The sequence below is a fragment of the Polaromonas aquatica genome (assembly GCF_042659145.1).
Taxonomy (GTDB): domain Bacteria; phylum Pseudomonadota; class Gammaproteobacteria; order Burkholderiales; family Burkholderiaceae_C; genus Polaromonas; species Polaromonas aquatica.
In genome coordinates, this window is sequence record NZ_JBHSRS010000082.1 from 72,728 (window position 1) to 98,655 (window position 25,928).

Annotated in this window: 22 protein-coding genes; 6 read left to right on the plus strand and 16 right to left on the minus strand. The window is 62.3% G+C overall.

Going from position 1 to position 25,928, the window contains the following annotated elements:
* Positions 1–87 precede the first annotated feature (87 nt).
* On the plus strand, positions 88–756 hold the full coding sequence (locus ACFQND_RS18115; protein ID WP_371436889.1) for a helix-turn-helix transcriptional regulator: 669 nt from the start codon (positions 88–90) through the stop codon (positions 754–756).
* 36 nt (positions 757–792) lie between these two features.
* Positions 793–1,560: a type III pantothenate kinase gene (locus ACFQND_RS18120; RefSeq protein WP_371436890.1), complete on the plus strand. Its 768-nt coding sequence runs from the start codon at positions 793–795 to the stop codon at positions 1,558–1,560.
* Between the two features lie 107 nt (positions 1,561–1,667).
* On the opposite strand, the gene ACFQND_RS18125 is transcribed toward ACFQND_RS18120, so the two are convergent.
* On the minus strand, positions 1,668–3,218 hold the full coding sequence (locus ACFQND_RS18125) for a wax ester/triacylglycerol synthase family O-acyltransferase (protein WP_371436891.1): 1,551 nt from the start codon (positions 3,216–3,218) through the stop codon (positions 1,668–1,670).
* 210 nt (positions 3,219–3,428) lie between these two features.
* On the opposite strand from ACFQND_RS18125, the gene ACFQND_RS18130 reads away from it, so the two are divergent.
* Positions 3,429–3,683, plus strand: coding sequence for an acyl-CoA-binding protein (locus ACFQND_RS18130; protein ID WP_371436892.1), 255 nt, complete (start codon positions 3,429–3,431; stop codon positions 3,681–3,683).
* Between the two features lie 121 nt (positions 3,684–3,804).
* Here ACFQND_RS18130 and ACFQND_RS18135 read toward each other — a convergent pair whose 3' ends face one another.
* From ACFQND_RS18135 to ACFQND_RS18170, 8 genes are all read right to left on the minus strand, one after another.
* Positions 3,805–4,779: a Bug family tripartite tricarboxylate transporter substrate binding protein gene (locus ACFQND_RS18135; protein WP_371436893.1), complete on the minus strand. Its 975-nt coding sequence runs from the start codon at positions 4,777–4,779 to the stop codon at positions 3,805–3,807.
* 53 nt (positions 4,780–4,832) lie between these two features.
* Positions 4,833–5,225 (minus strand): VOC family protein, encoded by a 393-nt coding sequence (locus ACFQND_RS18140; protein WP_371436894.1) that lies wholly within the window; start codon positions 5,223–5,225, stop codon positions 4,833–4,835.
* Positions 5,222–6,157, minus strand: a complete 936-nt coding sequence (locus ACFQND_RS18145; protein WP_371436895.1) for a hydroxymethylglutaryl-CoA lyase — start codon at positions 6,155–6,157, stop codon at positions 5,222–5,224. Before ACFQND_RS18145 ends, ACFQND_RS18140 begins: the two co-directional genes overlap by 4 nt.
* Complete coding sequence (locus tag ACFQND_RS18150; protein WP_371436896.1) at positions 6,154–7,392, minus strand: CaiB/BaiF CoA transferase family protein; 1,239 nt, start codon at positions 7,390–7,392, stop codon at positions 6,154–6,156. The genes ACFQND_RS18145 and ACFQND_RS18150 overlap by 4 nt, the downstream gene beginning before the upstream one ends.
* Positions 7,393–7,429: 37 nt before the next feature.
* On the minus strand, positions 7,430–8,356 hold the full coding sequence (locus tag ACFQND_RS18155; protein WP_371436897.1) for a LysR family transcriptional regulator: 927 nt from the start codon (positions 8,354–8,356) through the stop codon (positions 7,430–7,432).
* A gap of 116 nt (positions 8,357–8,472) precedes the next feature.
* The gene (locus ACFQND_RS18160; protein ID WP_371436898.1) at positions 8,473–8,844 is read right to left on the minus strand and encodes a polyhydroxyalkanoic acid system family protein; all 372 of its coding nucleotides are present in this window, start codon (positions 8,842–8,844) and stop codon (positions 8,473–8,475) included.
* A 13-nt stretch (positions 8,845–8,857) separates the two neighbouring features.
* On the minus strand, positions 8,858–9,973 hold the full coding sequence (locus ACFQND_RS18165) for an aminopeptidase (protein WP_371436899.1): 1,116 nt from the start codon (positions 9,971–9,973) through the stop codon (positions 8,858–8,860).
* Positions 9,970–12,090 carry a molybdopterin-containing oxidoreductase family protein gene (locus ACFQND_RS18170; protein WP_371436900.1) on the minus strand — a complete coding sequence of 707 codons (2,121 nt, stop codon included), beginning with the start codon at positions 12,088–12,090 and terminating at the stop codon, positions 9,970–9,972. The genes ACFQND_RS18165 and ACFQND_RS18170 overlap by 4 nt, the downstream gene beginning before the upstream one ends.
* Before the next feature lie 51 nt (positions 12,091–12,141).
* On the opposite strand from ACFQND_RS18170, the gene ACFQND_RS18175 reads away from it, so the two are divergent.
* Positions 12,142–13,272, plus strand: a complete 1,131-nt coding sequence (locus tag ACFQND_RS18175) for an ABC transporter substrate-binding protein (RefSeq protein ID WP_371436901.1) — start codon at positions 12,142–12,144, stop codon at positions 13,270–13,272.
* 99 nt (positions 13,273–13,371) lie between these two features.
* Here ACFQND_RS18175 and ACFQND_RS18180 read toward each other — a convergent pair whose 3' ends face one another.
* Complete coding sequence (locus tag ACFQND_RS18180; RefSeq protein ID WP_371436902.1) at positions 13,372–14,055, minus strand: response regulator transcription factor; 684 nt, start codon at positions 14,053–14,055, stop codon at positions 13,372–13,374.
* A 102-nt stretch (positions 14,056–14,157) separates the two neighbouring features.
* Here ACFQND_RS18180 and ACFQND_RS18185 point away from each other — a divergent pair, with 102 nt between their 5' ends.
* Both ACFQND_RS18185 and ACFQND_RS18190 read left to right on the plus strand, forming a co-directional pair.
* Positions 14,158–16,194, plus strand: a complete 2,037-nt coding sequence (locus ACFQND_RS18185) for a sensor histidine kinase (protein ID WP_371436903.1) — start codon at positions 14,158–14,160, stop codon at positions 16,192–16,194.
* 202 nt (positions 16,195–16,396) lie between these two features.
* Positions 16,397–20,041, plus strand: a complete 3,645-nt coding sequence (locus ACFQND_RS18190; protein ID WP_371436904.1) for an autotransporter domain-containing protein — start codon at positions 16,397–16,399, stop codon at positions 20,039–20,041.
* Between the two features lie 79 nt (positions 20,042–20,120).
* On the opposite strand, the gene ACFQND_RS18195 is transcribed toward ACFQND_RS18190, so the two are convergent.
* From ACFQND_RS18195 to ACFQND_RS18220, 6 genes are all read right to left on the minus strand, one after another.
* Complete coding sequence (locus ACFQND_RS18195) at positions 20,121–20,768, minus strand: HAD family hydrolase (protein ID WP_371436905.1); 648 nt, start codon at positions 20,766–20,768, stop codon at positions 20,121–20,123.
* The gene (locus ACFQND_RS18200) at positions 20,744–22,315 is read right to left on the minus strand and encodes an ArnT family glycosyltransferase (RefSeq protein ID WP_371436906.1); all 1,572 of its coding nucleotides are present in this window, start codon (positions 22,313–22,315) and stop codon (positions 20,744–20,746) included. The genes ACFQND_RS18195 and ACFQND_RS18200 overlap by 25 nt, the downstream gene beginning before the upstream one ends.
* A complete protein-coding gene (locus ACFQND_RS18205; RefSeq protein WP_371436907.1) occupies positions 22,312–23,313 on the minus strand; it encodes a lysylphosphatidylglycerol synthase transmembrane domain-containing protein in 1,002 nt (333 codons plus the stop codon). The genes ACFQND_RS18200 and ACFQND_RS18205 overlap by 4 nt, the downstream gene beginning before the upstream one ends.
* Positions 23,256–24,116, minus strand: coding sequence for a decaprenyl-phosphate phosphoribosyltransferase (locus tag ACFQND_RS18210; protein ID WP_371436908.1), 861 nt, complete (start codon positions 24,114–24,116; stop codon positions 23,256–23,258). The genes ACFQND_RS18205 and ACFQND_RS18210 overlap by 58 nt, the downstream gene beginning before the upstream one ends.
* Positions 24,117–24,354: 238 nt before the next feature.
* Positions 24,355–25,128: a tetratricopeptide repeat protein gene (locus ACFQND_RS18215; RefSeq protein WP_371436909.1), complete on the minus strand. Its 774-nt coding sequence runs from the start codon at positions 25,126–25,128 to the stop codon at positions 24,355–24,357.
* A gap of 75 nt (positions 25,129–25,203) precedes the next feature.
* Positions 25,204–25,887 carry a TetR/AcrR family transcriptional regulator gene (locus ACFQND_RS18220; protein ID WP_371436910.1) on the minus strand — a complete coding sequence of 228 codons (684 nt, stop codon included), beginning with the start codon at positions 25,885–25,887 and terminating at the stop codon, positions 25,204–25,206.
* Positions 25,888–25,928 lie beyond the last annotated feature (41 nt).

The window sequence follows — 25,928 nt, forward strand, 5'->3', positions numbered from 1 at the left end:
GAGTGCCTTTCCAGTGCAACCCTAAAACTGATTGATGCGGCTTTTGACATTTGGCTGTATTGTCCTTGTTCTTTTTGGCACGAGTTGATGCAATTACCTGCTAACTTTGACAGTGTGAACCTTGATGGCGTGGTCAGCGACTGGCTTTGCGCCCTGCGGGAGTTTTCCGTGGAGGCGCTCATGGTCCTGGGACCGGACCCTTTCGGGGGGCAGGAGGACCGGTTGGTGCTGGCTCTGCACCCGCCGCGTTTGCTGGACGCAGCAGAAGCGCTGGCCGAGAGCCGGGACTTCGGCGCGCCCTGGCGCGACTCCGATGCGCCGCTGGTCGCCTGGCAGGACATCTCGAAGTCCGCTTTCGAAAGCCTGGGGCGCTGGCGCAGGCTGTGGCTCGCGCATGGATATCAAAGTGTCGTCCGCATCGCATTTCCCCTGACGGTAGGTCGTGCCTTCGAATGTTATCTGTTCAGCCCGCGCCAGTGGCATGACCGCAGCGAGGCCGCCTTGCTGGCCTGGTCCGCATTCAACATCTGGCCCTTGCTGAAGCGGGCGCTGGCCGAAGCCCGCAGCCCCCTGAGCCCGCGTGAACTCGAATGCCTGAACCTGGCTTTCCAGGGCACGACGGCACGCGAAAGCAGCGAGATATTTCTTTGCAGTGAGCGTACCGTGAACTTCCACCTGGCCAATGCCATGACCAAGCTCAAGGTCGACAACAAACTGGCAGCCATCCAGCGCGCCTGCTGGTTCGGCCTGATTTGAGATGCTGCCCGGCAAACCTGTTCATAATCCTGTTACATGACCTTTCTAGCGCTTGATGTGGGCAACACCCGGCTGAAATGGGCCCAGTACGACTCGGCTGCGGCGGGTGCCGGGCTGCTGGCGCATGGCGCTGTGTTCCTGGAGAACATAGACAAGCTGGCCGAGGAGGAGTGGAGCACCATGCCCGCACCTTCAAAAATCCTCGGCTGCATCGTGGCCGGCGATGCCATCAAGCGGCGCGTGGCAGAACAGATGGAGCTCTGGGACGTGGTGCCGCGCTGGGTAGTGTCCAGCCCCCAGGAGGCCGGGCTGACCAACGGTTACGACCACCCGGCACGGCTGGGCGCTGACCGCTGGGTGGCGATGATAGGCGCGCGCCACCGGCTTTTGCGGCGCGGCATCAACAAACCCTGCATCGTGGTGATGGTGGGCACGGCCGTGACGGTGGAGGCCATTGACGCCACCGGGAAATTCCTGGGCGGCATCATTCTGCCCGGCCACGGCATCATGCTGCGCGCGCTCGAATCGGGCACCGCCGGCCTGCACGTGCCGACCGGTGACGTACGCGATTTCCCCACCAACACCAGCGATGCGCTCACCAGCGGCGGAACCTTTGCCATCGCCGGGGCCGTGCAGCGCATGGTCGAGAACATCACCCGCCACTGCGGCGAAGCGCCGGCGTGCATCATGACCGGCGGCGCCGGCTGGAAGATGGCGCCCAGCATGTCCGTCCAGGTCGAGCTGGTGGAGAGCCTGATCTTTGACGGCCTGCTGGAGATCGCATCGCGACGCTTCGGCGCGTGAGTTTGTGCTTTATTTGCTATTAAATTGATAGCTTGTTGCGCGCATATTCAGGCGGCCACGGGCCTGAAGCGCTTGAAAAAGGCTGTAAACGACCTTGTCGAGGGGTTTTATTCGCCCCAGGGCAGCATCAGGGTCACGATGGACAGCTTGGCAAACTCGGGCACAAATTCGTCGATGATGCGCTGCGGCTCGGGGCAGAGCTTGCTGTCGGTGATTACGCCGAACTGCACGCCGCCGCCATAGCTCAAGATTGACACGCCCAGGCCCACGTCGCCCGACTGCGGCACCCAGAACATGCTTTGCTCCAGCGTGGAGCCGCAGAACTTGAGTTTTTCACGCGGTCCCGGCACGTTGGTCATCACGGCCGTGGTCTTTTTGGAAAACAGGTTGAGCATCATGTCCTGCGCCGGCTTGATCAGGAGGCCCGCCACGGCAAGCAGGCTGAAAGCCAGCAGCGGCTGGTAACTGCCCTTTAACGCAGCCATGCGCCGGCGGACTTCGTAAACACGCTCGATAGGGTTGTCCACGCCTATGGGCAGCACCAGCGGCACCAGGCCAAAGCGGTTTCCCAGCTTGTAGGCCTGGTCCAGCGGGCGCAGGTTGACCGGAACCATGGCACGAATCTCCTGGCCGGTGACATCATCGCCAAGCGACTTGAGGTATTCGCCCAGGGCACCGGCCACGCAGCTCAGCAGCACGTCGTTGATGGAGCAATTGAGCGCCTTGCCGATGGCCTTGACCTCGTCCAGCGGAATCGGCTGGCACCAGGCCACTTTTTTGCTGCCGCCGGGTTTGCCCTTGAGCCGGGTTTTCGAATCGTCCGGCATCAGCGCCATGGCGGCGCCGTCCTTGAGCACCTGCAAAAGAATCCTGGCCATGTCCATGGAGCCGTGCATGCCCTGCTCCATGCCTTTTTTCGGGTCGCCCAGCATGCCCAGGGAGCGCGCTGCGCCTTCGCCCACAGCGCCCAGCGCCTTGACGGTGATGTCGGTGAAGGGTTTGAGCAGGGTGTCGGCAATCCAGTCTTCGGCACCCGTTGCCGCGGCATTCTTTTTGCGCCGCTCCGGCGGCGGCGCACCGCCGTCGACCAGCGACATGGTCACCGAGATCAGCGCAATGCCATCGGCAATGCAGTGGTGGATGCGCACAATCATGGCGCTGCCCTTGACGCCGTCGGAACCGGTGTAATCCTCGACCAGGTGGATTTGCCAGAGCGGGCGTTTCGGGTCCAGCCGCTGGGTGGCCAGCGCGGCGACGCGGTCCTGCAGCGCTTCCTGCTGGTTGCCGCCTGCCGCTTTCGGCAGTTTTTCCAGCACCACGTGGTTTGCCAGGTCAAAGTTGCGGTCGTTCACCCAGGTGGCGCCGCCGGCGTCTTCCACCACGCGCTGCCTGAAGCGGTCGTACTTGAGCAGGCTGTTTTCAATACGCTCGCACACCGCAGCATGCTTGACGCCCGGTGCCAGCTGCCACACGCCCACGATCATCATGAGGTTGGCATCGCAGTCCATGCGCAGCCAGGCGGTATCGACCTTGCTCATGCGTTCGCCCGACAGGCCCAGTGTGCCCGAGACGGCACGGGTCACGTTTTTCTGGACATTTCTTGCTACTTTTTGCGCGGCCTGTTTACCCGCTGACCGGGCTGTGACGCGTGTGACCATGGACACTCCAAAACAAAGATAATGCGGGCAAGCAACAATTTTTCGCTGGGCGCCCCCAAGAAAAACTAGCCCCTTCGGAGGGCCGCGTATTAAACGCAGTGAAAAGCGTGGGGGCAAGCCCCTATTTTGGGGGCAAGTGTCTGGCTAAGATACCGGGCAGTTACCCCAAGCACCTTCATTGGTGACCTTCTTCTAAAACGGAGCATTCCCATGTCAGACCTGAAAGCCGCTTTTGACAAAGCCATGGCCGATTCCAAAAACCTCAGCGAGCGGCCCGATAACGCCACGCTGCTGAAAATCTACGCGCTCTACAAACAGGGCAGCGCCGGCGACAACGCCGACAAGAAGCCAGGTTTTGGCGACATGGTGGCGCGCGCCAAGTGGGATGCGTGGAACAGCCTCAAAGGCACCTCGCAGGACGATGCCATGCAGCAGTACATAGACCTGATTGCTGATCTGAGCTGATCTTTCAGCGCTCAGAGAAAGCGGCGCAGGGCGTGCTTTCCCGAACCAGGCCGGGGCCGTAGGCGCGGCGGCTCTGGGGGGCAGTGTAGTACGCGAAGCGACAAGCGTGGGGGCCTTATTTCTAGTCGGCCTTGATATTCGCGACCTTGACAATGCGCGCCCACATCTTGCGCTCGTTCGCTTCCAGCGCGGCCAGCTCGGCGCTGCTCATGACCACCGCCTTGGCGCCCTGGTCTTCCGCGCGCTTTTTGAAACTGTCCGATTCCACGACCTGTTTGATCGCCAGCGAGAGCCGGTTTTGCAGGTCTGCCGACATGCCGGTCGGCCCATAAACCGCAAACCACGACGAGGCCACCAGCGGCACGCCCATTTCGGTGGCCGTGGGAATGCCGGGCAGCGCTGCCAGCCGGTTGCGCCCGGTCACCATCAAGGCCTTGAGCTTGCCGGCGCGGATGTGTGGCAGCAGCGGCGGCGGTGTGGTGATGGTGAAATCCACCGTGCCGGCCAGCAGGTCGTTGAGTGCCGGACCCGTGCCGCGGTAGGGAATATGCACCATGAAGGTTTTGGTCAGGTCCTTGAGCAGCTCCGTCGTGACGTGTTGCAGCGAGCCGTTGCCGCTGGATGCATAGTTGACCTTGCCGGGATTGGCTTTGACGTATTTGATGAAGTCCGCAAAGTTGTCGACGGGGAAGTTGGCGCGCACCACCAGCAGCTGCGGTGCGTCGATCAAATGACCCAGTGGTTTAAGGTTGATCGCGGGGTCAAAACCTGCCGCCGGCTGGATCAGCGGCGTGATGCACTGGTAGCCCGAATACTGCACCAGCAGGCTGCTGCCGTCGATCGGGCCGCGCGCCACCATCTGGCCGGCGATGTTGCCGTTGGCGCCGGCGCGGTTGTCCACGATCACGCTGGTTTGCAAAATTTTGCCCAGCGGTTCGGCCAGCATGCGTGCGGAGATGTCGGTGGTGCCGCCTGCGGCCGAGGACACGATCAGCGTGACGGGCTTGCCGGCAATTTGCGCGCGCACCGGGTTCAGCCAGGCAGCGGTGCCGAGCCCGGCGACGGCGAGCAGCGCCCGGCGTGAAATGAAAGTCATGTGTTGTCTCCTGTCATGGTTTATCGGATTTATAGGTTTCAGGGGCGCCGTTGTCAGGCGGGCTCGGAGATCTCGATCAGGTTCAGGTCCGGGTCGCGCACATAAACCGAGCGGATCTTTTGCATGGCGCCCGTGCGCAGCACCGGGCCTTCAATGACGGGCCAGCGCTCGCGCGCCAGCCGGTCCATCACCAGCTGCAGCGGCACGCTGGCCATAAAACACAGGTCCAGCGCGCCGGGCATCGGCAGGTGGGCGCGGGGCTCGAACTCGCGGCCCTTCACATGCAGGTTGATCTTCTGGTTCCCAAACCTGAAGGCCTTGCGTTCCACGGGTGGCGTGCCGCCTGTGAAGCGTTCCAGCGTCATGCCCAGCACGCGTACATAAAAATCCGTGCAGGCTGCCTCGTCGGCAGTGGTCAGCACCAGGTGGTCCAGGTACCCAATCATGCCGGGGTGGTTTCAGGCGGTGCGGGGTGCAGGTCTGTGATGCGCCCGGCCTTGGCTACCTGGCCCGGCACTTCATGGCCCACGATGTCCGGCATCTGGCGCGCCACGCCGAGCAGTTTGTCGAGGTCGATGCCGGTGTCGTAACCCATGGCGTCCAGCATGTGGATGGCGTCTTCGCTGCTGATGTTGCCGCTGGCGCCGGGCGCATAGGGGCAGCCGCCCAGGCCGCCCAGTGAGCCGTCAAAACGCGTGATGCCGCCCTGCACGCCGGCCAGTACATTGGCCAGGCCCATGCCGCGGGTGTTGTGAAAGTGCAGGGCCAGCTGCAGTTCGGGGCGATGTTTCAGCACGCTGCCCTGAAGCGCTTCAACCATGCGGCTGACCTGCACCGGGTGCGCCATGCCGGTGGTGTCGCAAATCGTGAAGCCGCGCACGCCAATGTCGCAAAAGCGCTGTGCCCAGTCGAGCACATGCTGCTGCGGCACGTCGCCCTCCATGGGGCAGCCAAAAGCGCAGGACAGCGAGATGTTGATGGGCGTGCGGCCATCGACGAGTTTGATGACATCGCCCAGGGCCGCAAAGCTGTCGGCCATGGACATGCGCAGGTTGGCGCGGTTATGGGTTTCAGAGACCGACATGACAAGGTTGAGCTCATCGGCCTTGGCCTCCAGCGCGCGCTCCGCACCTCGTTTGTTTGGCACCAGTACCGTGTATTCCACACCGGGCACGCGGCGTATGCGGCCCATCACCTCGTCTGCGTCGCGCAGCATGGGGATGGCTTTGGGCGAGGTGAAGGAGGTGACCTCGATCTTGGCGTAGCCGCATTCGCTGAGCGCATCGACCAGCGCGACCTTGGTGTCGGTCGGGACGAAAGTCGGCTCAATTTGAAAACCATCCCGCGTGGCGACTTCGTTGAGATAAATCCTTTTCATGCCTGTGTTCCCGCAACAATGCCCTTGTCCTTGAGGCCCTGGATTTGCGCCGGGGTCAAGCCGAGTTCATGCAGCACGGCGTCGGTGTCCTGCCCCAGCGCCGGCGCATTGCGCCTGTGCCCGCCGGGTGTCAGGGAGAGTTTGGGCACGATGCCCGGCAAGGCCAGCAAACTGCCGTCATCCATTCGGGTTTGCGCCAGCATGCCGCGCGCCTTGTAGTGCGGGTCTGCCGCGATGTCGGCGATGTTGTAAATACGGCCTGCGGGCACCGAAGCGGCATCCAGCACCGCCAGCACTTCGGCCACCGTACGTTGTGCCGTCCATTGGCCTATGGCGTCGTCCAGTTCAACGACGCGTTTGACGCGGCCGGCGTTGTCGGCCAGCGCCGGATCGTTGCCCAGGTCCTCCCGGCCAATGGCGTTCATCAGCCTTTTGTAAATGCTGTCGCCATTGCCGGCGATCAGCGCATAACCGCCGTCGCTGCAGCGGTAGGCGTTGGTGGGGGCAATGCCGGGCAGGGCGCTTCCGGCGGCCTCGCGCACTGCACCGAAAGCGTCATACTCGGGCAGCAGGCTTTCCATGCAGTTAAAAACCGCTTCATACAGCGCAACGTCAATCACCTGCCCGACACCGTGGCTGCTCCGGTGGTGCAGCGCCATCAGTATGCCGATCACGCCGTGCAGTGAGGCCAGCGTGTCGCCAATGCTGACACCCACGCGCACTGGCACGCGGCCCGGTTCGGCCGTGAGGTGGCGCAGGCCGCTCATGGCTTCGGCCACCACACCAAAACCGGGCCGGTCGCGGTAGGGTCCGGTCTGGCCGTAGCCGCTGATGCGCAGCATGATCAGGCGCGGGTTGATTTTTTGCAAATCCTCCGGGCCCAGGCCCCAGCCTTCCATGGCACCGGGGCGAAAGTTCTCTATCAGCACATCGGCGTCAAGTGCCAGCTTGCGCACAATCTCCTGCGCTTCAGCCTGCCTCAGGTCCAGGGCCAGTGAGCGCTTGTTGCGCGACTGCACCTGCCACCAGACGGAGGTGCCGTCTTTCAGCAAGCGCCATTTGCGCAAGGGATCGCCCACGCCGGGCGGTTCGATCTTGATGACTTCGGCGCCAAAGTCGGCCAGTGTTTTGGCCGCAAAGGGCCCGGCGATCAGTTGCCCGAGTTCAATGACCTTGAGGCCGGCCAGCGGGCCGCCGTTGGCAGGTTTTGCCGGTGAGGAAGAAGTGGTGTCCATAGCGGCGCAGTTTGCCGCTGCGCCCGCACGGCGTCCATTACTGTTTGCGTTGTTTCGCCTTCGCAATTTGCGAAGGCTGGACCAGGAAGTCAACCAGTGAGGCAATCGCCGTATCGCGCTGGCCTTCGGGCGTGGCCACCAGCAGGCGGCGTTTGGCCCAGGCGTCTGCCAGGGGGCGGCGGCAAAGCTTGATGGGCGAGCTGGTCGACAGCCCGGCGCCTATGGGCAATATCGCAATTCCCAGCCCGGAGGCCACCAGGTTGCACACCGCGTCAAAACTGCGCACCTGCATGCGCAGCTTGAGCGGCCGGCCGGCGGCAAGGGCTGCTTCCTGCTGCTTTTGCAGCACCGCCGCGCCGCTGGTCAGGCTGATCCATTCCTCGTCCAGCAGGTCGGCAAATGCAATCGGCTTTTTGCCCTTGGCGAAGCGGTGAGAGGCCGGCAAAACCACCACCAGCTCGTCACGGCGAAAAACGTGCGTGTCCAGCCCCGCGGTGTCCGGCCCCTCCACAAACACCGCCACATCCGCCCGGCCTTCGCGCAGCGTGGACACCACGGCGTGCGAAACCTGCTCCTCAAGGTCCAGCCGTATCTGCGGGTGCATGTCCCCATAGCGCACCAGTAGCGGCGGCAGGAACTGGCTGATGGCGGCGCTGCTGGCGCACAGGCGTATGTGCCGGGCAATGCCCTGCCGCAAATCGGACAGCTCGCCGCCCAGCTGCTCCATGGTCTGCAGCAGGGCAAGCCCATGCTTGACAAACACACGGCCGGCCGGTGTGGGCAGCAGGCCGCGCGTGTGGCGCTCAAACAGGGTGTCGCCCAGGGCGTTTTCCAGCTCGCGGATGCGCCGGCTGGCGGCCGCCAGCGCCAGGTGCGAATTGCGTGCGGCTGCCGTCAGGCTGCCGGTCTGGGCGCAGGCCACGGCCAGGCGTATGGAGACCAGGTCAAACCTGGCCAGGTTCATAGGGCCCCCACGCTTGTCATTTTGTGTACTGCGCTGCCCACCGAGGGGGCGCTGCGCCTGCGGCCCGGCAAAGCCGGTTCCGCGGCCCCGACTGGTGAAGAGTGAGGACCCACGCCTCAGGCTTCCTTTTTCGCGGCGGCCTTATTGGCCGGAGCTTTTTTTGCCGCAGCGTGGGGGCTTTTTTGGGCAGCGGCCCCGCTTTTTGCAATCAGCGTATCGAGGTTCTTGACGATCTCGTCCTCGATCTTGTCCTTGAAGGCGCCGAGCAGGAAACCGAGCTTTGCCTGCAGCTCGAAGCTGTCCTTGGTCACTGTCAGCGTGCCGCTGACGCCTGAACGCGTGAAACTCACTTCGTCGGAGGTTGTGCCCTCTTCGTAGGTGCACTCCATGTCGAACTTTTCTTCGGCCTGCTCGGCCCACTTGAATGCTGCCTTGCGCGCCTGCGCCATGCTCATGCCGTGCTGGCGCTCGATCTGGATGTCGGCCATGGGATCTCCTCGTTTATTCGTGTTGCTGGTTTGTACTGCCGGTTTTTAGCGCCTTTTGCCGCTCGTCTTTGGGCAAGCTGGCCAGCCGCTTCACCGCATCATAAAACCGTTGCCAGTCCCCGGACTCGCGCGCAAACAGCGCTTCAAATCCGGGCACCAGTTCATCATAGGCGGCCTGCGCACCGAAGGCCGCATTGTTGGCGTTGGCCACCCACAGGTCGTAGCCCGAAAAGCCGCCCCAGGAAGCCTTGAGCTTGGCATAGCTGTCCCGGAAGCGTTGCATCGCGATGTTTTTTGCTTCAATTTTGATAGCTGCTTGTGCGCGCCTGTCGCCGGCTGCAGACTCTTTTTGTTCATAAATACCGGCCAGTTCGCGGCGTGTGTCGAGTGCCAGTGTCCGGAATTCCCGGCGGCGCTTGTCCAGCACGGCGTAGTCCTGGCGCGCTGCCTCGCCGGCCTGGGTGGCCAGCCAGCGCTGGCTGCCCAGGCGTTCGACAGTGGTGGCAAAGGACTCGTTGAACTGGGTGTCGCCGCCGGCGTAGACCACCTGGTGCGCCAGCTCATGGAAGATGATGCGCGCCAGTTCGCCTTCCGGGTAATTGATGAAGGTGTTGAGCAGCGGGTCGCCACCGGCCCAGTTCATCCAGCCCAGCGTGGAGTAGGCGGGTACACCGTAAACGCTGACCTCCAGACCTTCGGCTTTCAACCTGCTGGCCTCGGCGCGTGCATCGGCCTCACTGAAATAACCCCGGTAGCCGACGCAGCCTGCGACCGGGAAACACCAGGTCTTGAGCGTGAGCGAAAGCTCGGGTGCCGCCACCACGTTCCACACCACGGCGCTGCGGTGCAGGTCGGCGTAACGGTGGTAGCTGGCGTTGTCGGGCAGCCTCAGTTCCGTGACCGCGAAGTTGCGAATGCGCTGGCTCAGGATCAGCCTGGCCTTGAGGCGTTCCGGGGCTTGTGCATCGGCCAGCCAGTCGTCCACGGGGCGGGCGCTGTTCAGCATCTGCATGTGGCCGCTGACCGACTGCCAGTAGTAGCCGGCGCTGGTGCAGCCGGGCAGGAGCAGCGCCGCTGCGATGGCAGCCAGTGCGCTTCTTGCAACAGAGAATGCGATGCTTGGGCTCACGCGTTTTGCTCAGTCGGCTGCGCTGCCGGTGCGACCTCCACCAGACAGTCGTAAAACACCGGCCCGCGCCCCAGGTCGGTCAGGTGCTGGCTGGTGAGCTGGTTGACGTTGGTGCCGTCCAACCCCAGCTTGCGCCACCAGATGCCCATGCCGTTGACCACGCCGGGCCGGGCGCGCGCAGAGACTTCGGCTTTGACAAGGTAGTCGCCACGCTGGTTGAAGACCCGCACGGTCTCGCCGTTGGTGATGCCGCGCGCGGCGGCATCCTGCGCATGGATTTCCAGCACCGGCTCGCCCTCAATGTCGCGCAGGCTTTTGACATTGACAAAACTGGAGTTCAGGAAGTTACGGGCGGGGGGCGAGATCATCGCCAGCGGGAACTCTGCGGATGTGCCCAGGGTTTCGTAATTGGGCAGATGGTCGGGCAGGCCATCCAGGCCTTGCGCGGCAAGCCGTTCGCTGAAAAATTCGCATTTGCCTGAAGGTGTTGGAAAGTTTCCTTCTGCATAGGGCGCATCCGGCAGGTTCAGTGTTGTAAAACCTTTGTCCAGCAGTTCATTGAAGTCGACCTTGTCGCCAAAAACCGCGCGGCCCAGGGTTTCGTCACTGTCGGAAAAACACGGCTCGGTAAAACCCATGTGTGCCGCAAGTTCGCGAAAAATCTGTGCATTGGATTTGGCCTGGCCCAGCGGCGCGATGGCCGGGCGGTTCAGCAAGGCGTCGGTGTGGCCATAGGCGCTGTGCACATCCCAGTGCTCCAGCTGTGTAGTGGCCGGCAGGATGTAGTCGGCATAGTCGGCAGTGTCGGTCTGGAAATGCTCCAGCACCACGGTAAACAGGTCTTCGCGCGCAAAACCCTGCACCACCTTGCCCGATTCAGGCGCGACGGCCACCGGGTTGCTGTTGTAGACGATCAGCGCTTCGATTTTGGGGCCGAAGGCTGGTGATGTTTCTGCCAGCAAATCATTGCCTATGGTGACCATGTTGATGGTGCGCGGCTGGCGCCCGGCCAGCAGGTCGGGCCGCTGCAGCGCAGCCTGGTCTACCGGGAACAAGCCCGAACTGCTGAGCAGCACACCGCCCGCGCGATGCCGCCAGGCGCCGGTCAGTGCCGGCAGGCAGGCAATGGCGCGCGCTGCATTGCCGCCGCCGCGCACGCGCTGCATGCCGTAATTCATGCGGATGGCTGCAGCTTGTTTATTGACCAGGCACTGGCCGTAGTCACGTGCCAGGTTTTTGATTTGCTCCACCGGCACGCCGCAAATGGCGGCTGCCCGCTCCGGGTTCCATTGCAGGGCACGTTCACGCAGGGACTGCCAGCCCACCGTGTGCTGCGCTATGTAATCGTGGTCCAGCCAGTCATGGGTAATCAGTTCATGCATCAGTGCCAGCGCAAGGGCAGCATCGGTGCCTGGCAGCAAGGCAATGTGCTCATGGCATTTTTCGGCGGTTTCGCTTTTGCGCGGGTCTATGCACACCAGCCTGGCACCGCCGCGTTTGGCCTGGCTAGCGTAGCGCCAGAAGTGCAGGTTGCTGCCTATCGAGTTGCTGCCCCAGATGATGATGAGTTTTGATTCGGCAAAAAACTCCACCCGCATGCCGACCTTGCCGCCCAGTGTCTGCCTCAGGCCCTCGCCGCCGGCGGTAGAGCAGATGGTGCGGTCCAGGAAGGACGCGCCGAGCCGGTTGAAAAAGCGCCCGGCCATGCTTTCACTTTGTACCTGGCCCATGGTGCCGGCATAGCTGTAGGGAACGATGGCCTCGGGGTTGCGCGCTGCGATGGCCTTGAGGCGCGCGCTTATGTCGGTGAGCGCCGCGTCCCAGCTGACGGGCTCAAACCGGCCCGATCCCTTGGGACCTACACGTTTGAGCGGCTGCAGCAGGCGTTCAGGGTGGTAGGTGCGCTCGGTGTAACGCGACACCTTATTGCACAGCACACCGCCAGTCTGCGGGTGGTCCGGGTTGCCCTGTACCCGTGTGGCCACGCCGTTCTCCACCGTTGTCAGCAGCGAGCAGGTGTCGGGGCAGTCGTGCGGGCAGGCGCCCAGCACCCGGGTGAGCTGGCCCTCACCTTGCACGAAACTGACGCTAGGGGAGATGCTGATGGTATTACGCATGAACGGACTCTATATTGACAATGATCAGAACACTTGGCGACAGGAGACAAGATGACAACACTTAAAACCGGGGTTCCTGCATTTCATGGCTTGGCGAGAGCCCTCATCGTAGCGGTCCTTTCACTGGCTGGCGCGGCGGCCCAAAGCCAGGACGGCGTCAGCAAGTCGACCATCGTGATCGGCCAGTCGGTGGCCCTGACCGGGCTGGCGGCGTCATTGGGCGCACCGTTTGCGCAGGGTGCAAAGCTGTTCTTTGACCGCGTAAACGCAGGCGGTGGTATCAACGGCCGCAAGGTGGAGCTCGTCACCCTTGATGATGCCGGCAACCCGGCCACGACCCTGGCCAACACGCAGAAGCTGCTGGCGCAGGGTGTATTTTCCCTGTTCGGGTACTACGGCTCGCCGCAGGTCACGGCTGCGTATCCGGCCATCAAGGACAGTGACGTCATACTGTTCGCCCCGATGTCCGCTGCCGACGAGTTTCGCGGCTGGGCGTACCCGAACATCTACACCATTCGCCCCGGTTATTCAGAGGAAGCCGCCGCCATCCTGCGGCATGCAGAAACCCTGGGCGCGCGCAAGCTGGCGATTCTTTACGCTGCCGATGGCGAGTCACTGGCGGCACTCGACGCCTCCGAACGCACCATGCAGGGCCGCGCCAACCTGGTGGCGCGCGCGCCCATCACCGACACTGCCAAGGCACTGGCTGCCCAGCCCGAGTCGGTGCTGCTCATAGGCGATGCCCGCGCCGCCGCCGCCGCGATTCGTGAACTGCGCGGCAAGGGTTTTCGTGGCCCTATCTACGGTTATTCGAATACCGGTGAAAGCCTGCTGGCCGAGCAACTTGGCGCGGTGGGGGCCGGGGTGGTGGTGGTGCGTGTGGTGCCGCGCAGCGACAACCTGAAACTGGCGGTGGTGCGTGACCTGCACGCCGACATGCTGGAGGCGAAGATGGGCAGGTCCAATGTCTACATGCTGGAAGGCTATATCGCCGCGCGGACCTACACCGAAGCCTTGCGGCGTATTCCGAAAGACCCGACGCGGGCCAAGCTGAGGAAGTCGATTGACGGAATGGACGAGGTCAGCGTGGGCGGTTTCCGGATTCACTTCACGCAGGACAGGGTGGCGTCCAAGCTGGTTGAGCTTAGCCTGATTGATTCGCAAGGAAAAATACGAGAATAGGGCCTGCGTGGCAATGTGGGTGAGCGCAGGCAGCTATTTATTTTGTAGCATTTCGCCTGCTGCCGCCGGCCCTGGACTCATTTCGGCGGAGGCCTTTCCTCAACTCCGGATTTCTGCCTCGGCAAAAAAGCGATAACCCGCATTGCGCGCAGTATTGACCGGCAATTCAACGCCGGTCGCCTCCTCGGCCTTGCGGCGCAGGCGCCGCATCTGGGTGTCCAGCCGGCGTTGGTCATACTGCATGAAATCCTCGCCCAGTGCATTGACAATCTCCTGGCGGCTGATGATTTTCCCCGGCTCCGCCATCAGAGTATGCAGCACAGTCACGTCTTGATGGGACAAGGCAATCGCCGGAAAACCCGGCGGCAGCAGGCGGCGCGGCCCCAGTTCCAGCACCCAAAGCCCGCTGGGCTCGGGCTCGCCCAGGCGGCGTGTGAGCGCGGCGAGCGTGGCGGCCAGTTCGTCCAGGTCCGCGGTTTTTGTCAGGTAATAATCTGCGCCGTCGCCCAGCCCGGCCACCTTGTCGGGTGTGGTTCGGCGCGCGGTCAGCACGACGATGCCTATCTGCTGGCCCTGCTCGCGCAACTGCCGTATCAACGCCATGCCATCACCGTCGGGCAGGGTCAGGTCGATGACCGCGATGCGGTGGATGGCCGGGTCGTACATCTGGTGAAATTCGGCCAGGCTGGCGACGGCATCAACCTGGTAACCGATGTCCGTCAGAAATTCGGCAAGCTCCTGCCTCAGGATAATCTCGTCTTCAAGCAACATCAGGTTTTGCATCGCGTGAGGATAGCCGATGCCATCAGGTGCCTATCTGAGCGTTTCTGAGCAAACACAGCGCGGCCATTCCCCGTCATGCGGCGTGCTACGCTCTCGCCCGCCATGAAATGTCTACGCCTTGTCCTGTTTGTCCTCGCCTTCCTGCTGCCCCTGTCCACATTGGCGCAATCCGCGCTGAGCCTGCAGCCGGACACGCCCCAACTCAAGGGCCGCGGCCATTTGAGCCTGCTGCGCGACGCCAGTGGTCGCATGACGGCCGACGAGGCGATGACCTCAACGCGCTGGCAAGCCTTGCCGGGTGCGCTCAGCGCTGGGTACACCGCGGACGCCCTCTGGCTGCGGCTGGTGGTGGAGCGCCACCCGGACGCACCGAAAGAATGGGTGCTGCGTTTCACCAACGCCTTGCTCGACGATGTTCGCCTGTACCGGCCGGACGGCGCCCTGGGCTGGTCGGAGCAGGTGGCCGGCGAAAACCTCGGGCGCGCCAGTTGGCCCGTGAAGGCCCGCAGCGTTGTCTTTCGGACCCGCATGGAGACGAGCGGGCACGAGATATGGCTGGTCCGGCTGCAAGGCAAAAATGCCATGGCCACAGACCTGGAGCTCTGGCCGCACGCCGATTTCGACGACTTTTCGCGGCAGGAATACTTTTATTACGGCCTGTATTTCGGCTGTTTTTTCCTGCTTATCCTGCTGCATGTCTTTTTCTGGCGCATGACCAGGGAGGCCCAAAGCGGCTGGTATTTCCTCTATGTCCTGAACACCACCCTGACGGAGCTGCTGACCACCGCCATTCCCCAGCAGTTGCTCGATTTGCCGGTCGGATTTTCCGATCCGCTGCTTGGCGTGTCGATCTGCGCCAGCCTGGCCGTGGGCGTGCATTTTTCGTTGCAGCAGCTGGGTTTGTCGACCTTATGGCCAAGATTCAATCGAGTGGTACTGGTCAGCGCCGACCTGATCGCCCTGGCTGGCATCGGCCTGGTTCTCGGCGGGCACTTCGCCCCCGGCGTCATATTGGGCCAGCTGGTGGCGATGGCCAATATCGTGGTGATCATGAGCCTGGCGTCCTGGCTTGCCGTGCGTGGACAAAAAGCTGCGCGCTTTTTTCTTCTGGCCTTTGGTATCTTTTATGCGGGGGTGATCATCAGCTTCCTGCGAAACCTGGAGGTGGTACCGTCCAACTTCTGGACCCACCATGCGTCGACGATAGGTGCGCTCCTGCACATGGTGCTGATGAGTGTGCGCCTGAACCTGCGTTATGACGGCTTGCGGCGCGACAAGGAACTGGCGCAGGCTGAAACGGTGCGCGCAGTGCGGGACCTGAACGACAACCTGGAGAACCTGGTTGCCAGGCGCACCGACGACTTGCACCAGGAAATTTTCCAGCGCGTGCAGCTTGAGGTGGAGCTGCGCAAGGCGCTGGAAGTCGAGCGCCGGATCAAGGACGAGCAGCAGGACTTCCTGGCCATGGTGTCGCATGAATTCAGGACACCGCTGGCCATCATCACCACCACCGCGCAGCAAATTGCCAAAAACCTGAACGCCGCACGCGACAGAACGCTGGCGCGTTGCCAGAACATGCGCGATGCGGCCCACCGCATGGCCGCGCTGGTCGATGAATACCTGAGTGCAGACCGCATGGACGCCACCGCCTTCAGGCCGGCGCCCTGTGATCCACGCAGCCTGATCGCCGATGCGCTGGCCGAGTGGCCGAGCGAAAGAATCAACACTTCGCTGCAGGCGCTGCCGCCGCAATTCGTCTGTGACAAGGGCTTGTTGCATGTGGCCTTGCGCAACCTGCTGAACAATGCCCTGCGCCACGCCACGGGCGGGCAAGGTATCCATCTGAGTGCCACTACGCAAAGCGATGGTGCGCTTTGTCTGTCCGTCAGCAATCCCGGCGAGCCGATTCCAGAGGATGAAATCCCGCGCCTGTTCCTGAAATATTTTCGGGGGCGCGCAGCGCAGCACCAGCCGGGTGCCGGACTGGGCCTGTACCTGGTGCGGCGCATCGCCGACATGCATGGCGGGGAAGTGCGGCTGGTCAATGATGCGGCATCGGGCACTGTGACGTTTTCCTTGCTGCTACCGGTCAGCGTGACTGACGCGCCAGCCATGACCGCTCTGGGCAGTACGGCCTGATCCAGCAATCGTGACGGGGAGCTGAAGCGTCATGCGATAGACGCCTCCGCGGTGCCGCTCTGCCGCCGCTGAAAGCCCCTTTCCCTTTCTCAGGTATCGCTCAGATTTGCTCAATTCTGCGCGTCCATTTCTCGATAACCTCCGCGCTTAACAATTTTTTTGGCAGTCTGAACTGCTGTTTCCGCAGAGAGATAGATCGAGCATGAACAGAGTACATCGCATCACCTGGAGCAAGGCACGCTCCGCTTTTGTCGTCACCCCCGAAAACGCATCCAGCGGAGGCAAACCCTCCACTACCTGCAGCGCCGTCGGCGCTGCCGTCCTTATGCTGTTGCTCAATGCCACGCCGGCGCTGGCCGCCAATGTATGCACGGTGGTCAACAACACCATCAGCGGTGCCCAGGCGGTCAATGACAATTGTGTTCTGAGCAACAACGGCGGCAGCGTGACCATCAACAACGGGGGCACGATCTCCGCCACAGACACCACGGTCAAAGCCATTTCGGTGTCGGGCGCGGTCGGCAGCATCACCAACAACGGCACAGTGAGCGCGGCCGGAACGATCGGCCTCGAAATTGCGTCAGGCAGCACCTTGACCGGCAACATCACCAACACGGGCAGCTTGTCGTCTACCGCCGGCAATGGCGCGGCTATCTATGTGGTCAATTCCAGAGTTACCGGCGCGCTTGTCAATGACGGTAGCCAGGGCCGCGGCCATATCACCGGCAGCGTGGTCTTGTCCGGCGCCAACATGCAGGCGATCCAGAACGTAAACGGCGCTCAAATCAATGCGACCGGTTCCAACGCCAACGGCATAGACGGCCGTAATTTATCCACGATCTCGAATGGTATTTTGAATGGGGTCGGCAGCAGCATCACGGCCACCGACAGCGCGATCAAACTGGACCGAACAACCGTCGGCACGGCCGGCACTACCGCCATTGCCAACCAGGGCGCGCTCACTGGCGGCACATATGGCATGCAGTTCTCCCAGGCCACCATCAATGACAACATCGTCAACACGGGCAAGATAAGCGCAACCAATGCCGTCAGTTGGGGGTTTTACTCGGTGGCCGGGACCATGAATGGCAGCCTGCGCAACGAAGGCGTCAACAGCGAGATCAGCGGGAACATCGGCATCTTCCTGTACACCAACAACAACATGACCGGCGGCATTTTCAATGAAGGGAAGATACAGGGAAATGACCTTTACGCCATTCGCATGACGAACGGCAGCAAACTCGGCGGGATCGTCAATAGTGGCTCCATTGTCGGCTTGGGCGCCACAGGTATCGATGTGGTCCAGGCCGAGATCACCAACGGCATCAACAACACCGGCATCATCTCGGGAAAATATTCCGGCATCGCGGTGAGTACCAACGCCACGCTGACGGCGGGTGCGAATGGTACGGCAATCTATAACAGCAACAAGATACTGGTCACCAGCCCAGGGGGAGGGTCTGGAACCGCCCTCATGGTTGCGGGGACGGGCACGAAGGTCACCGGCAATATCGTCAACGATACTGGCGGCACCATCGGCAATGGCGCGCTGGGCATCAATGTGGCGCAGCGCGGACAGATCAACGGGAGTATCTACAACAGCGGCAATATCAATGGCGCCGAATATGCCGTGCAGGTCAGCGCCGATTCGACCCTGACAGCCATGTATGCCCAGGGCAGCAGCGCCCGCTACGTCGGTGACGTCGATGCACGCAACACTGATTTCACGGTGGCAACGGGCGCCGCCTTCAGCAACGACAACGCGTACAACGTCAAAGGTTTCGCTGTCGCCCAGGGCGCGCAGTTCACCCTGACGGCAGGGAACAGTTCCTCGGGCGACCTGGTCAAGGGCATCACTGTCGGCAGCAACGGCTTTAGCAATGCCGGCACGGTGCTCGTCGACGCTGGCACGACCACGGCGATTCATGGCAACTACCTACAGGCCGGCAGCGGCACACTACGCATCGGCGGCGGCGCAGCCGCCAAGCTGAGCATCGACAACACAGCTACCAATGCTGGCATCATGGAGCTAGCCAACAACGCCACGCTGGCCGCAGGCAAGCTCGACAACAACAACATCGTGACCATGGCCAATGGTGCCAACATCACGACCACCAGCGGCTTCAACAATGCCAGCACGGTCAGCATCGCTGCCGGCGCGACGGCAACCGTCACCGGCAACTACATACAAGCCAGCACAGGCGTGTTGCAGGTCGGCAGCAATGGCGGCGCCCTTGCAAAGCTGACCGTAGACGGCACGGTCACCAATGCCGGCAACATCGTGCTCGCAACCACCGCCGGGCTGACGGCCGGCAGCCTCAGCAACAGCGGCACGGTAACACTTGCCAATGGTGCCCGCGTCGAAACCACGGGTGGCTTCAGCAACAGCGGCATACTCAGCCTGGGTAGCAGCGTGAGTGCGGCGATCCAGGGCAACTACACCCAGGCCGGCACCGGCGTCTTGCGGGTCGGTGTCAATGACGACACCACCTATGCCAAGCTGGCGGTGAACGGCACGGTCAACCTTGGCAGCAACGCCAGGATCGACGTGGACGTGACCCGGAAGGACCAGGTCTTCAACTCCAAGCGCTTGCAGAACATATTGACAGCCACCACCTTGAACAGTGACGGCACTTTTGCCGTCACCGACAACTCGACGCTGTTCAACTTCGGGGCGGTCAAAGAAGGCAATGCCGTACACCTGACGATTGCTTCTGCGGCGGCCACCGGCGGCCCCACCGTATTGGGCAGCGTGAAGGAGACCAACAACACGCCTGCCGTAGGCGCCGCCACGGTGCTCGACCAGGTGATTGCAGCCAACCCGACGGGACCGGTGAGCAATCTGTTTGTCGGCCTGACCAGCAAGGAGGCGGTGTCGCAGGCCGTGACGCAGGCGCTGCCCCTGCTCAATGGTGGTTCCATGGCGGCGGCCAGCGGCTCGATCTCCGGCATCAACCGCGTGGTGCAGGCCCGCATCGAAGCCAACCGCGGCCTGTCCTCGGGTGACGCCGCTTTGAGTGACAAACACCTGTGGTTCAAACCCTTCGGCTCCTGGGCCAGGCAGGATGATCGCGATGGCGTGTCGGGTTTCAAGGCCGGCACCAACGGCTTCGTGATGGGCGCCGATGCGTCGCTGAACGAACGTAGTCGCCTGGGCGTAGGCTTTGCTTATGCCCGATCGCAGGTCAATGGAAACTCCAGCATTGCTCCGCAACAGCTGGCTGTCGACATGTACCAGTTGCTCGGTTACGGCAGCTACAGCCTGAACGAGCGCACCGAGCTGAACTTCCAGGTCGATATAGGCCAGAACAACAACAGGGGCAGCCGCACGATTGCCTTCACCGGAAGCCGGGCACAGGCCGATTACAAGAGCTGGACCGCACATGCAGGCGTGGGCCTGGGCTATGTCCTGCCGCTGGGCAGCGCCACGGCTTTCACGCCCTCCCTGCGGCTGGATTACACCCGGATCAAGGACAGTGCCTATGCCGAAAACGGCGCAGGCGCCCTGAACCTGAACGTGGCCGGCCGCAGCACGCAGGAGATGGTTCTGGCCGTTGATGGCAAGCTGACGCACAACCTGGACAGCCAGACCACGCTCAGCGCCAATCTTGGCGCCGGCTACGACATGCTGGGCAAGAAAGCCTCCATCGTTGCCGCCTTTGCCGGTGCACCCGATGCAGCCTTTGCGACTTACGGCATGGACAGCAGTCCGTGGAGCTTGCGCGCTGGACTTGGCATCGTGAGGAAAACCGGCAGCGGCATGGAGATCGCCGCGCGTTACGACGTGGAGAACCGCAGCGGCTTTCTCAACCAGACCGCTTCGGTCAAGGTTCGCTGGGCTTTCTAAGTAGAACGGTGCGCCCGGGGTTGCGGCAGGATGCCGGCCCTGGGCCTGATGCTCGGGCCGTGTTCGGCGAACAGCCTGTTCAAGGCTGTGAAGGCGTTTCAGCCCAGGGCTGGCCCCGATACCATGCATGTTGGGCCATACGCAGCATGGGTTTGTCCCCGGACGTATCGCCATAGGCATAAAGCGTCAGCTTATCTGCAGCATCGGCCCCAAAGCGCCCGGCCAGCCAGGCCTTCAGCCGGACCACCTTTTGCTCACCGTGGCAGTTGGGCGTGCGCATCAGGCCGCTCAGGCGGCCACCTTCCACGGCCATCTCCGTGCAAAGCAGCGCGTCAAACCCCAGTTGCCTGGCTGTACGCGCGAGGTAGATGTTGGGTGAAGCACTGACCATCACACAGCAATGCCCCTGCTGCTGGTGCCAGGCCAGCCGCGCCATCGCATCCTCGCGCAACTGGCCGGGGAAGTCGCGGGCCAGCCATTGCGTGGTCCAGTCATCCATCTCTGCCGTGCTTTTCCCCTTGAGCGTTGCCAGCATGAGCCGCTGTTTGGCCACATCATTGCGCACCAGCCGCAGGGCGTACCCGGCCAGCCAGGGTGAACATGTGAGCAGGGCCAGTGCAAAGCGGGGCCAGCCCAGGCCGCGCACCAAAAACGGCATGAAAGTGTCGCGCCGGGTCAGCGTGCCGTCAAAATCGAAGGCGGCTACGGTGCGGGTGTCTGGCTGCATCGCACCTGGCCGCAGTAGCGTTCGCAAAACGGGCAACCCGTCATCGGCAGGGCGCTCGGTATGTTGTAGAAGCGTTTGAAGATGGTGCCCAGCACCCCTTCGCGGTAGGCTTCGTATTTGAAGCCTGTTCCTTCAACCGCATAAAACGGCACATCGTTTTGCATGAAGTTGAGCACGCGCACAGACTCAAAATACGGCTTGAACTCATCCAGGTCAGGCGGCCCTGCGGTGATGATGCGAATGGTTTTGCCCTGGTAGAGCGAAAAGTCCACCAGCATGTCGTCCTGCCGGGCATGGAAGCGGCCGACGCCGAACACCGGCATGTACTGGCGCCGTTCAAAACCGTAAAGCGATGCGGGGGTATAGGACTCTGCCATCAGCACCACGCCCGGGCTGTCGATCTGCTTGAGGATTTCAGCCGTTTTGTAGCTGCGTATGACCTGCGGGTAGAGCTTGGACAAAGGCGCAACCGTGCGCCAGGTTTCAAGCGTGGTTGTATACAGGCCGGCCACCAGCAGCACGTGCAGGCCGGCAAACACGGCCAGCCCTATGGCCGTTGCCCTTAGTTTGTCCAGCGGCAGGGCAAAGGCCAGAAGTGCAAAACCGAAGGGATAAAACGACAGCACCCAGTGCAGGCCTATGACCTTCTTGGCAGACAGCAGCGCAAAAAACAGCAGCGGCACCACCACCAGGCAGGCAAGCAGGCGCAGCACCGGGGATGCGTCGCGCGCCGTGGCAACCAGTGCCTTGCGGTATTTGAAGGCCATCCACGCCGCTGCGGGCGTGATGAGGTAGACCATCATTCCGATGTAGGTCAGCGGTTTGCGCCACTCGAACACCTCGGCTTCATTGCGGTTGTACACATTGAACATGATGTTGGACCAGCCATGCGACATGTTGTAGGCAATGTTGATGGCCGGGCCGGGCAGGGCGCACAGCACCAGCAGGGCAAAACCCGCCAGCCGCTGGCGGCGGTAGAGCGCAAAGTAGACAAGGTAGGTCAGGCCCAGCACCACCGAGAAATATTTGGACAAAAACGCGCAGCCCAGAAACAGCCCGGACAGCGCATACAGGCCATAAGCCGCCCGGTCCAACTGTTCGCGGCGCTCGGCCCGCATCAGGGCGGCCACCGATAGAACGGACCAGAAAATCAGCGGTGTGTCGGTGGTGATCAGGGTGTTGAGCCAGTTCAGCGGCGCCAGCCAGAAAAACAGTACGCCCCAGGCTGCGCGCACCCTGTCAACGCCTTTAAGCCCCCACCACATTGCGGCACCCAAGCCCAGCGGCAGCAAGACCACCGGCAGCCGGATGGACCAGAGGCTGTCGCCGAATGTCGCGCGCATCAGCGCAATCAGCCAGCCCACCATGGGCGGGTGGTCGGAATAACCCCAGTCCGGATAAACGCCCCACCAGTAAAAAAAGGCCTCGTCGCCGGTGATGGGGAAGGTGGTGGCGATCCAGAAGCGCAGCAGCAGCGAGGCCAGGCCGGCCGCCAGCAGCCAGCGGGTCACCAGGGAGGTATTGGCAGTGTCTTTGTCAAGAGTCATGAAAGGCTAATGTCCTTGCGAATGGCGGCACTATAAAGCAAGGCCAATACCCCTATGGCCACCGCCAGCCATAGCGTGAGCAGCCGCACCATAACAGTGATGCCCAGGGCCTGCCCGGGCGCGGCGCCCTGCAGTACCAGCAAACCCGTCAGCACGGCTTCCATGCCGCCCAGCCCAGCGGGAAGGGCCGACAGCGCACCAGCCACCATGGCGACCGCGTAAAAGCCCATGGCCGTCAACACCGGCAGGTGCAGGTCGATTTCCCGGCAAATCAGCCACATGGCAAGACCCTGCGCGGCCCATGCGAGCAGCGTCAATGCAAACCAGCGCCAGGGACGCACGGCCAGGCAACGCCAGGCTTCATGTAGCCAGGCCAGGCGTTGCCGCAAACGGTGGCGATACCTGACAAGCAGGCCCACCGCGAGCATCAGCACCAATACCCCTGCAATCAAAAGTCCGGCCAGCAGTTTCGGTGCCGCCTGTACGGCGCCCAGGCTCAGCGCCCAGCCCAGCACGGGCAGGCACAGCAACAGCAGGCAGAGCAGGTCGGCCAGCCGTTCGGCACCAAAAATGGCCAGGCTTTGCGCCGTGCCCAGGGGTTGGCGCGCCAGCATCAGGCCGCGCACCGCCTCGCCAATATTGCCGGGGGTAGGGGTAAATGCATAACCTGCAAGGTACAAACGCAAGCCTTCCAGCCAGCCGAAATGGCGCCCATAGTGCGCCATCCACAAACGCCAGCGTACGCCGCGCAGCAGGTAGTTGAACAAACACAGGGCAGCGGCCTGCAGGCCGGTCCAGGACCACAACACGGATAGCGAGGTTTTGGGGCTGTCACCCCAGACCAGCAGTGCCAGCGCATAAGCCGTGGCCACCACGCCCAGCACCAGCAGCAACTGTTTGACCGGCAAACGGCTGGTTTTTGCTGGCGCAAGCTCGGGCATCACAGCCAGCGGCTCAGGAAGATCGCCAGCCAGCACACGCCTGCGGCCAGGATCCACGGGTCGCGCAGCAGGTCGCGCGCGACGTCCTCGCCGCGGCCCCTGTGCACCTGGTAGGTGTAGCGCAGCATGCCGAAAATAACCACCGGTATGGTGTAGAGCAGGCGCTCGCCGTGCTGGAACTGCGCTTCCGGGCTGGTCGCAAACAGGCTGTAGGTGATCAGGGTGGCGGTCATGGCGACGGCTATATAGGTGTCCAGCAACGCCGCCGGGTAATGCGCCAGCACTGCGCGCTGGCTGGCTTCGCTGTGAAAACTCTCGGCCTTGCGTTTGGAAAAGCCCAAAAACAGCGCCACAAAAATACCGGTGAGCAGAAGCCAGCGCGACGGCGGGATGCCGACCGCCCAGGTTCCGGCCAGCAGCCTGAGCATGAAACCCGAGGCGATGATGGACACATCCACCACCGGCACCTGCTTGAGCCGCCAGGAGTAGGCCAGGTTGAGCAGCACATAGATGCCCAGGAGGAACAGCAAAGCACGGCTGCCGGACGCTATCCACACACCGGCCAGCAGCAGCAGCACCGTCAGTGCCAGTCCCACGGGCACTGGCACAGCGCCACTGGCCAGCGGGCGGTGCCGCTTGGTGGGGTGCAATGCGTCGCTGGCGCGGTCATGCCAGTCGTTGAGGATGTAGACCATGCTGGATACACAGCAAAACGCTGCAAAGGCAATCAGCACGCGTTCAAGCACGGCCCCGTCGCGCCACGACTGGCTGAACACCAGACCGGCAAAAACAAAGACGTTTTTCAGCCACTGGTGCGGCCGCATCAGCCTGATCAGCGCTGGCAGGGAAAAAGAAGGCATATTGGGTGAGGGGGAGGGCAGGGTTTAAGCATAACTGACCATGTCCAGCATGAGCCTTGTAAGCGCCCGGTATTGCCCAAAAGCCTGCCCGCAGGCCTTTTTTTGTGCGAAAAGTGCCTCTGGCCGGCGATATACCTGCGCAGCCAGCTATCAAAAATATAGCGGATATTCGGGGGAAATTGAAAAAGCCCGCGAACCTTGCGGTGTGCGGGCCTTGTGTATTGGCGTGGCGGGGCTTTTAATCTTCCAGCTCCGCCTTGGCCATCTCCACATCCAGCCGCTCAGCCGCATCCATCGGCTTGCTGGTAGCCGCCTGTTCGTAGAGTTTGGTGGCGTCTTTCATCTTTTTGTCGCCTTCGAGCATGACCATGCCGTTGGCGTATTCAACCATCGCAATCGCCGAGCCGGGGTTGAGCTTGATGGCTTCCTTGAACAGCGTGAGGCCGGTGTCCTTCTTGGCGCCGTAAGTCATGCCGCCAATGAGCGAACCGACCTTGTCTATGACTTCGGCATGAAAGGCCGCCAGCGCGATGTGGGCGTCGGCGTGTTTGGGCTGCAGCTTGATGGCCTGCTCCAGCGCATTCTTGACCTTGGTGCCAAGGCCCTGGGCCAGCGCCTTGGCCACGCTGATGCCTTGTCCGTAGCGGCCCAATGCATAAGCCTGCCAGTACCAGGCATTGGCATTTTTCGGGTCATCGGCCTGTTGCGCCTCGGCTCGCCCGGCGACCTCCATGAACATTTCCAGCTTTGCTTTTTCTTTGGTTTCCAGGTAATTGGCGTAAATGCTGGCGGCCTTGTTGGCAACCGTGAGGCCATGGCCACCAGCCTTGACGCCTGCGTCAAATGCCTTCTGGAACTCGCCGTTATGAAACAGCACCCAGGCCTCCAGTACGGCGGCGTCCTTTGGCAGGGGTTCGCAGTCGCCCTGGTGCAGGCGGGTCCAGTTCTTCTTCAGGCTTGCTGCGTCAAATGTGTAGTCACCGGCGTGGGGGAATGCAGTCCATTTGGCCATTTTGTGTCTCCTTGGGTATTAACTTTTGTGATGTCCGGGCCGGAAAAGCCAGCTGGTGCTTCTTGCTACTGTGTTTTATTTGCCGCTGGTGGCAGGGCTGTTGGCCGGGGTGCTATAGGCGCCTACCAGCGCCTGCAGGTGCATGCGCTGGCCCTGTTCCAGGTAAGGTATCAGCAGGTTCAGCACGTGGTGTGCGCCGCGCAACAGGGCGGCCTGGGCGTTCCCGGGCTCCAGTGCATTGCGCGGGTCGCGCACGTACTCGAAGCTCAGCCAGTAGGTCAGCACCACCACCATGCTGGTGGCTGTGGCTTCCACTTCGCGTGAATCTATGGACATGGCGCCGGAGCGGCTCATGCCGTCCAGCAGTGCCTTGACGGAGCGGGTCTTGTTTTTCAGCACCCACTGGAAGTGGGTTTCCAGCCGGCGGTTTTTGCTCAGAAGGTCGTTCAGGTCGCGGTACAGGAAGCGGTACTGCCAGATCAGTTCAAACAGCGTGTGCATGAAAAACCAGGCGTCTTCGACGTTGCGCACGCCGTCGCTGGCATTGAGCAGCTCGCTCAGGGCGCGTTCATAGCGGTCAAACAGCGAGTTGATCAGCTCGTCCTTGGCGGGATAGTGGTAGTACAGGTTACCCGGGCTGATGCCGAGCTCGGCCGAGATCAGCGTGGTCGACACATTGGGCTCGCCAAAGCGGTTGAACAGGTCCAGCGTGACTTCCAGGATGCGCTCTGCGGTGCGCCGAGGCGCTTTTTTCGCCATGTTGTCTACCTCGTGTTTTTTTGGAAGCTTTGCATCACTCT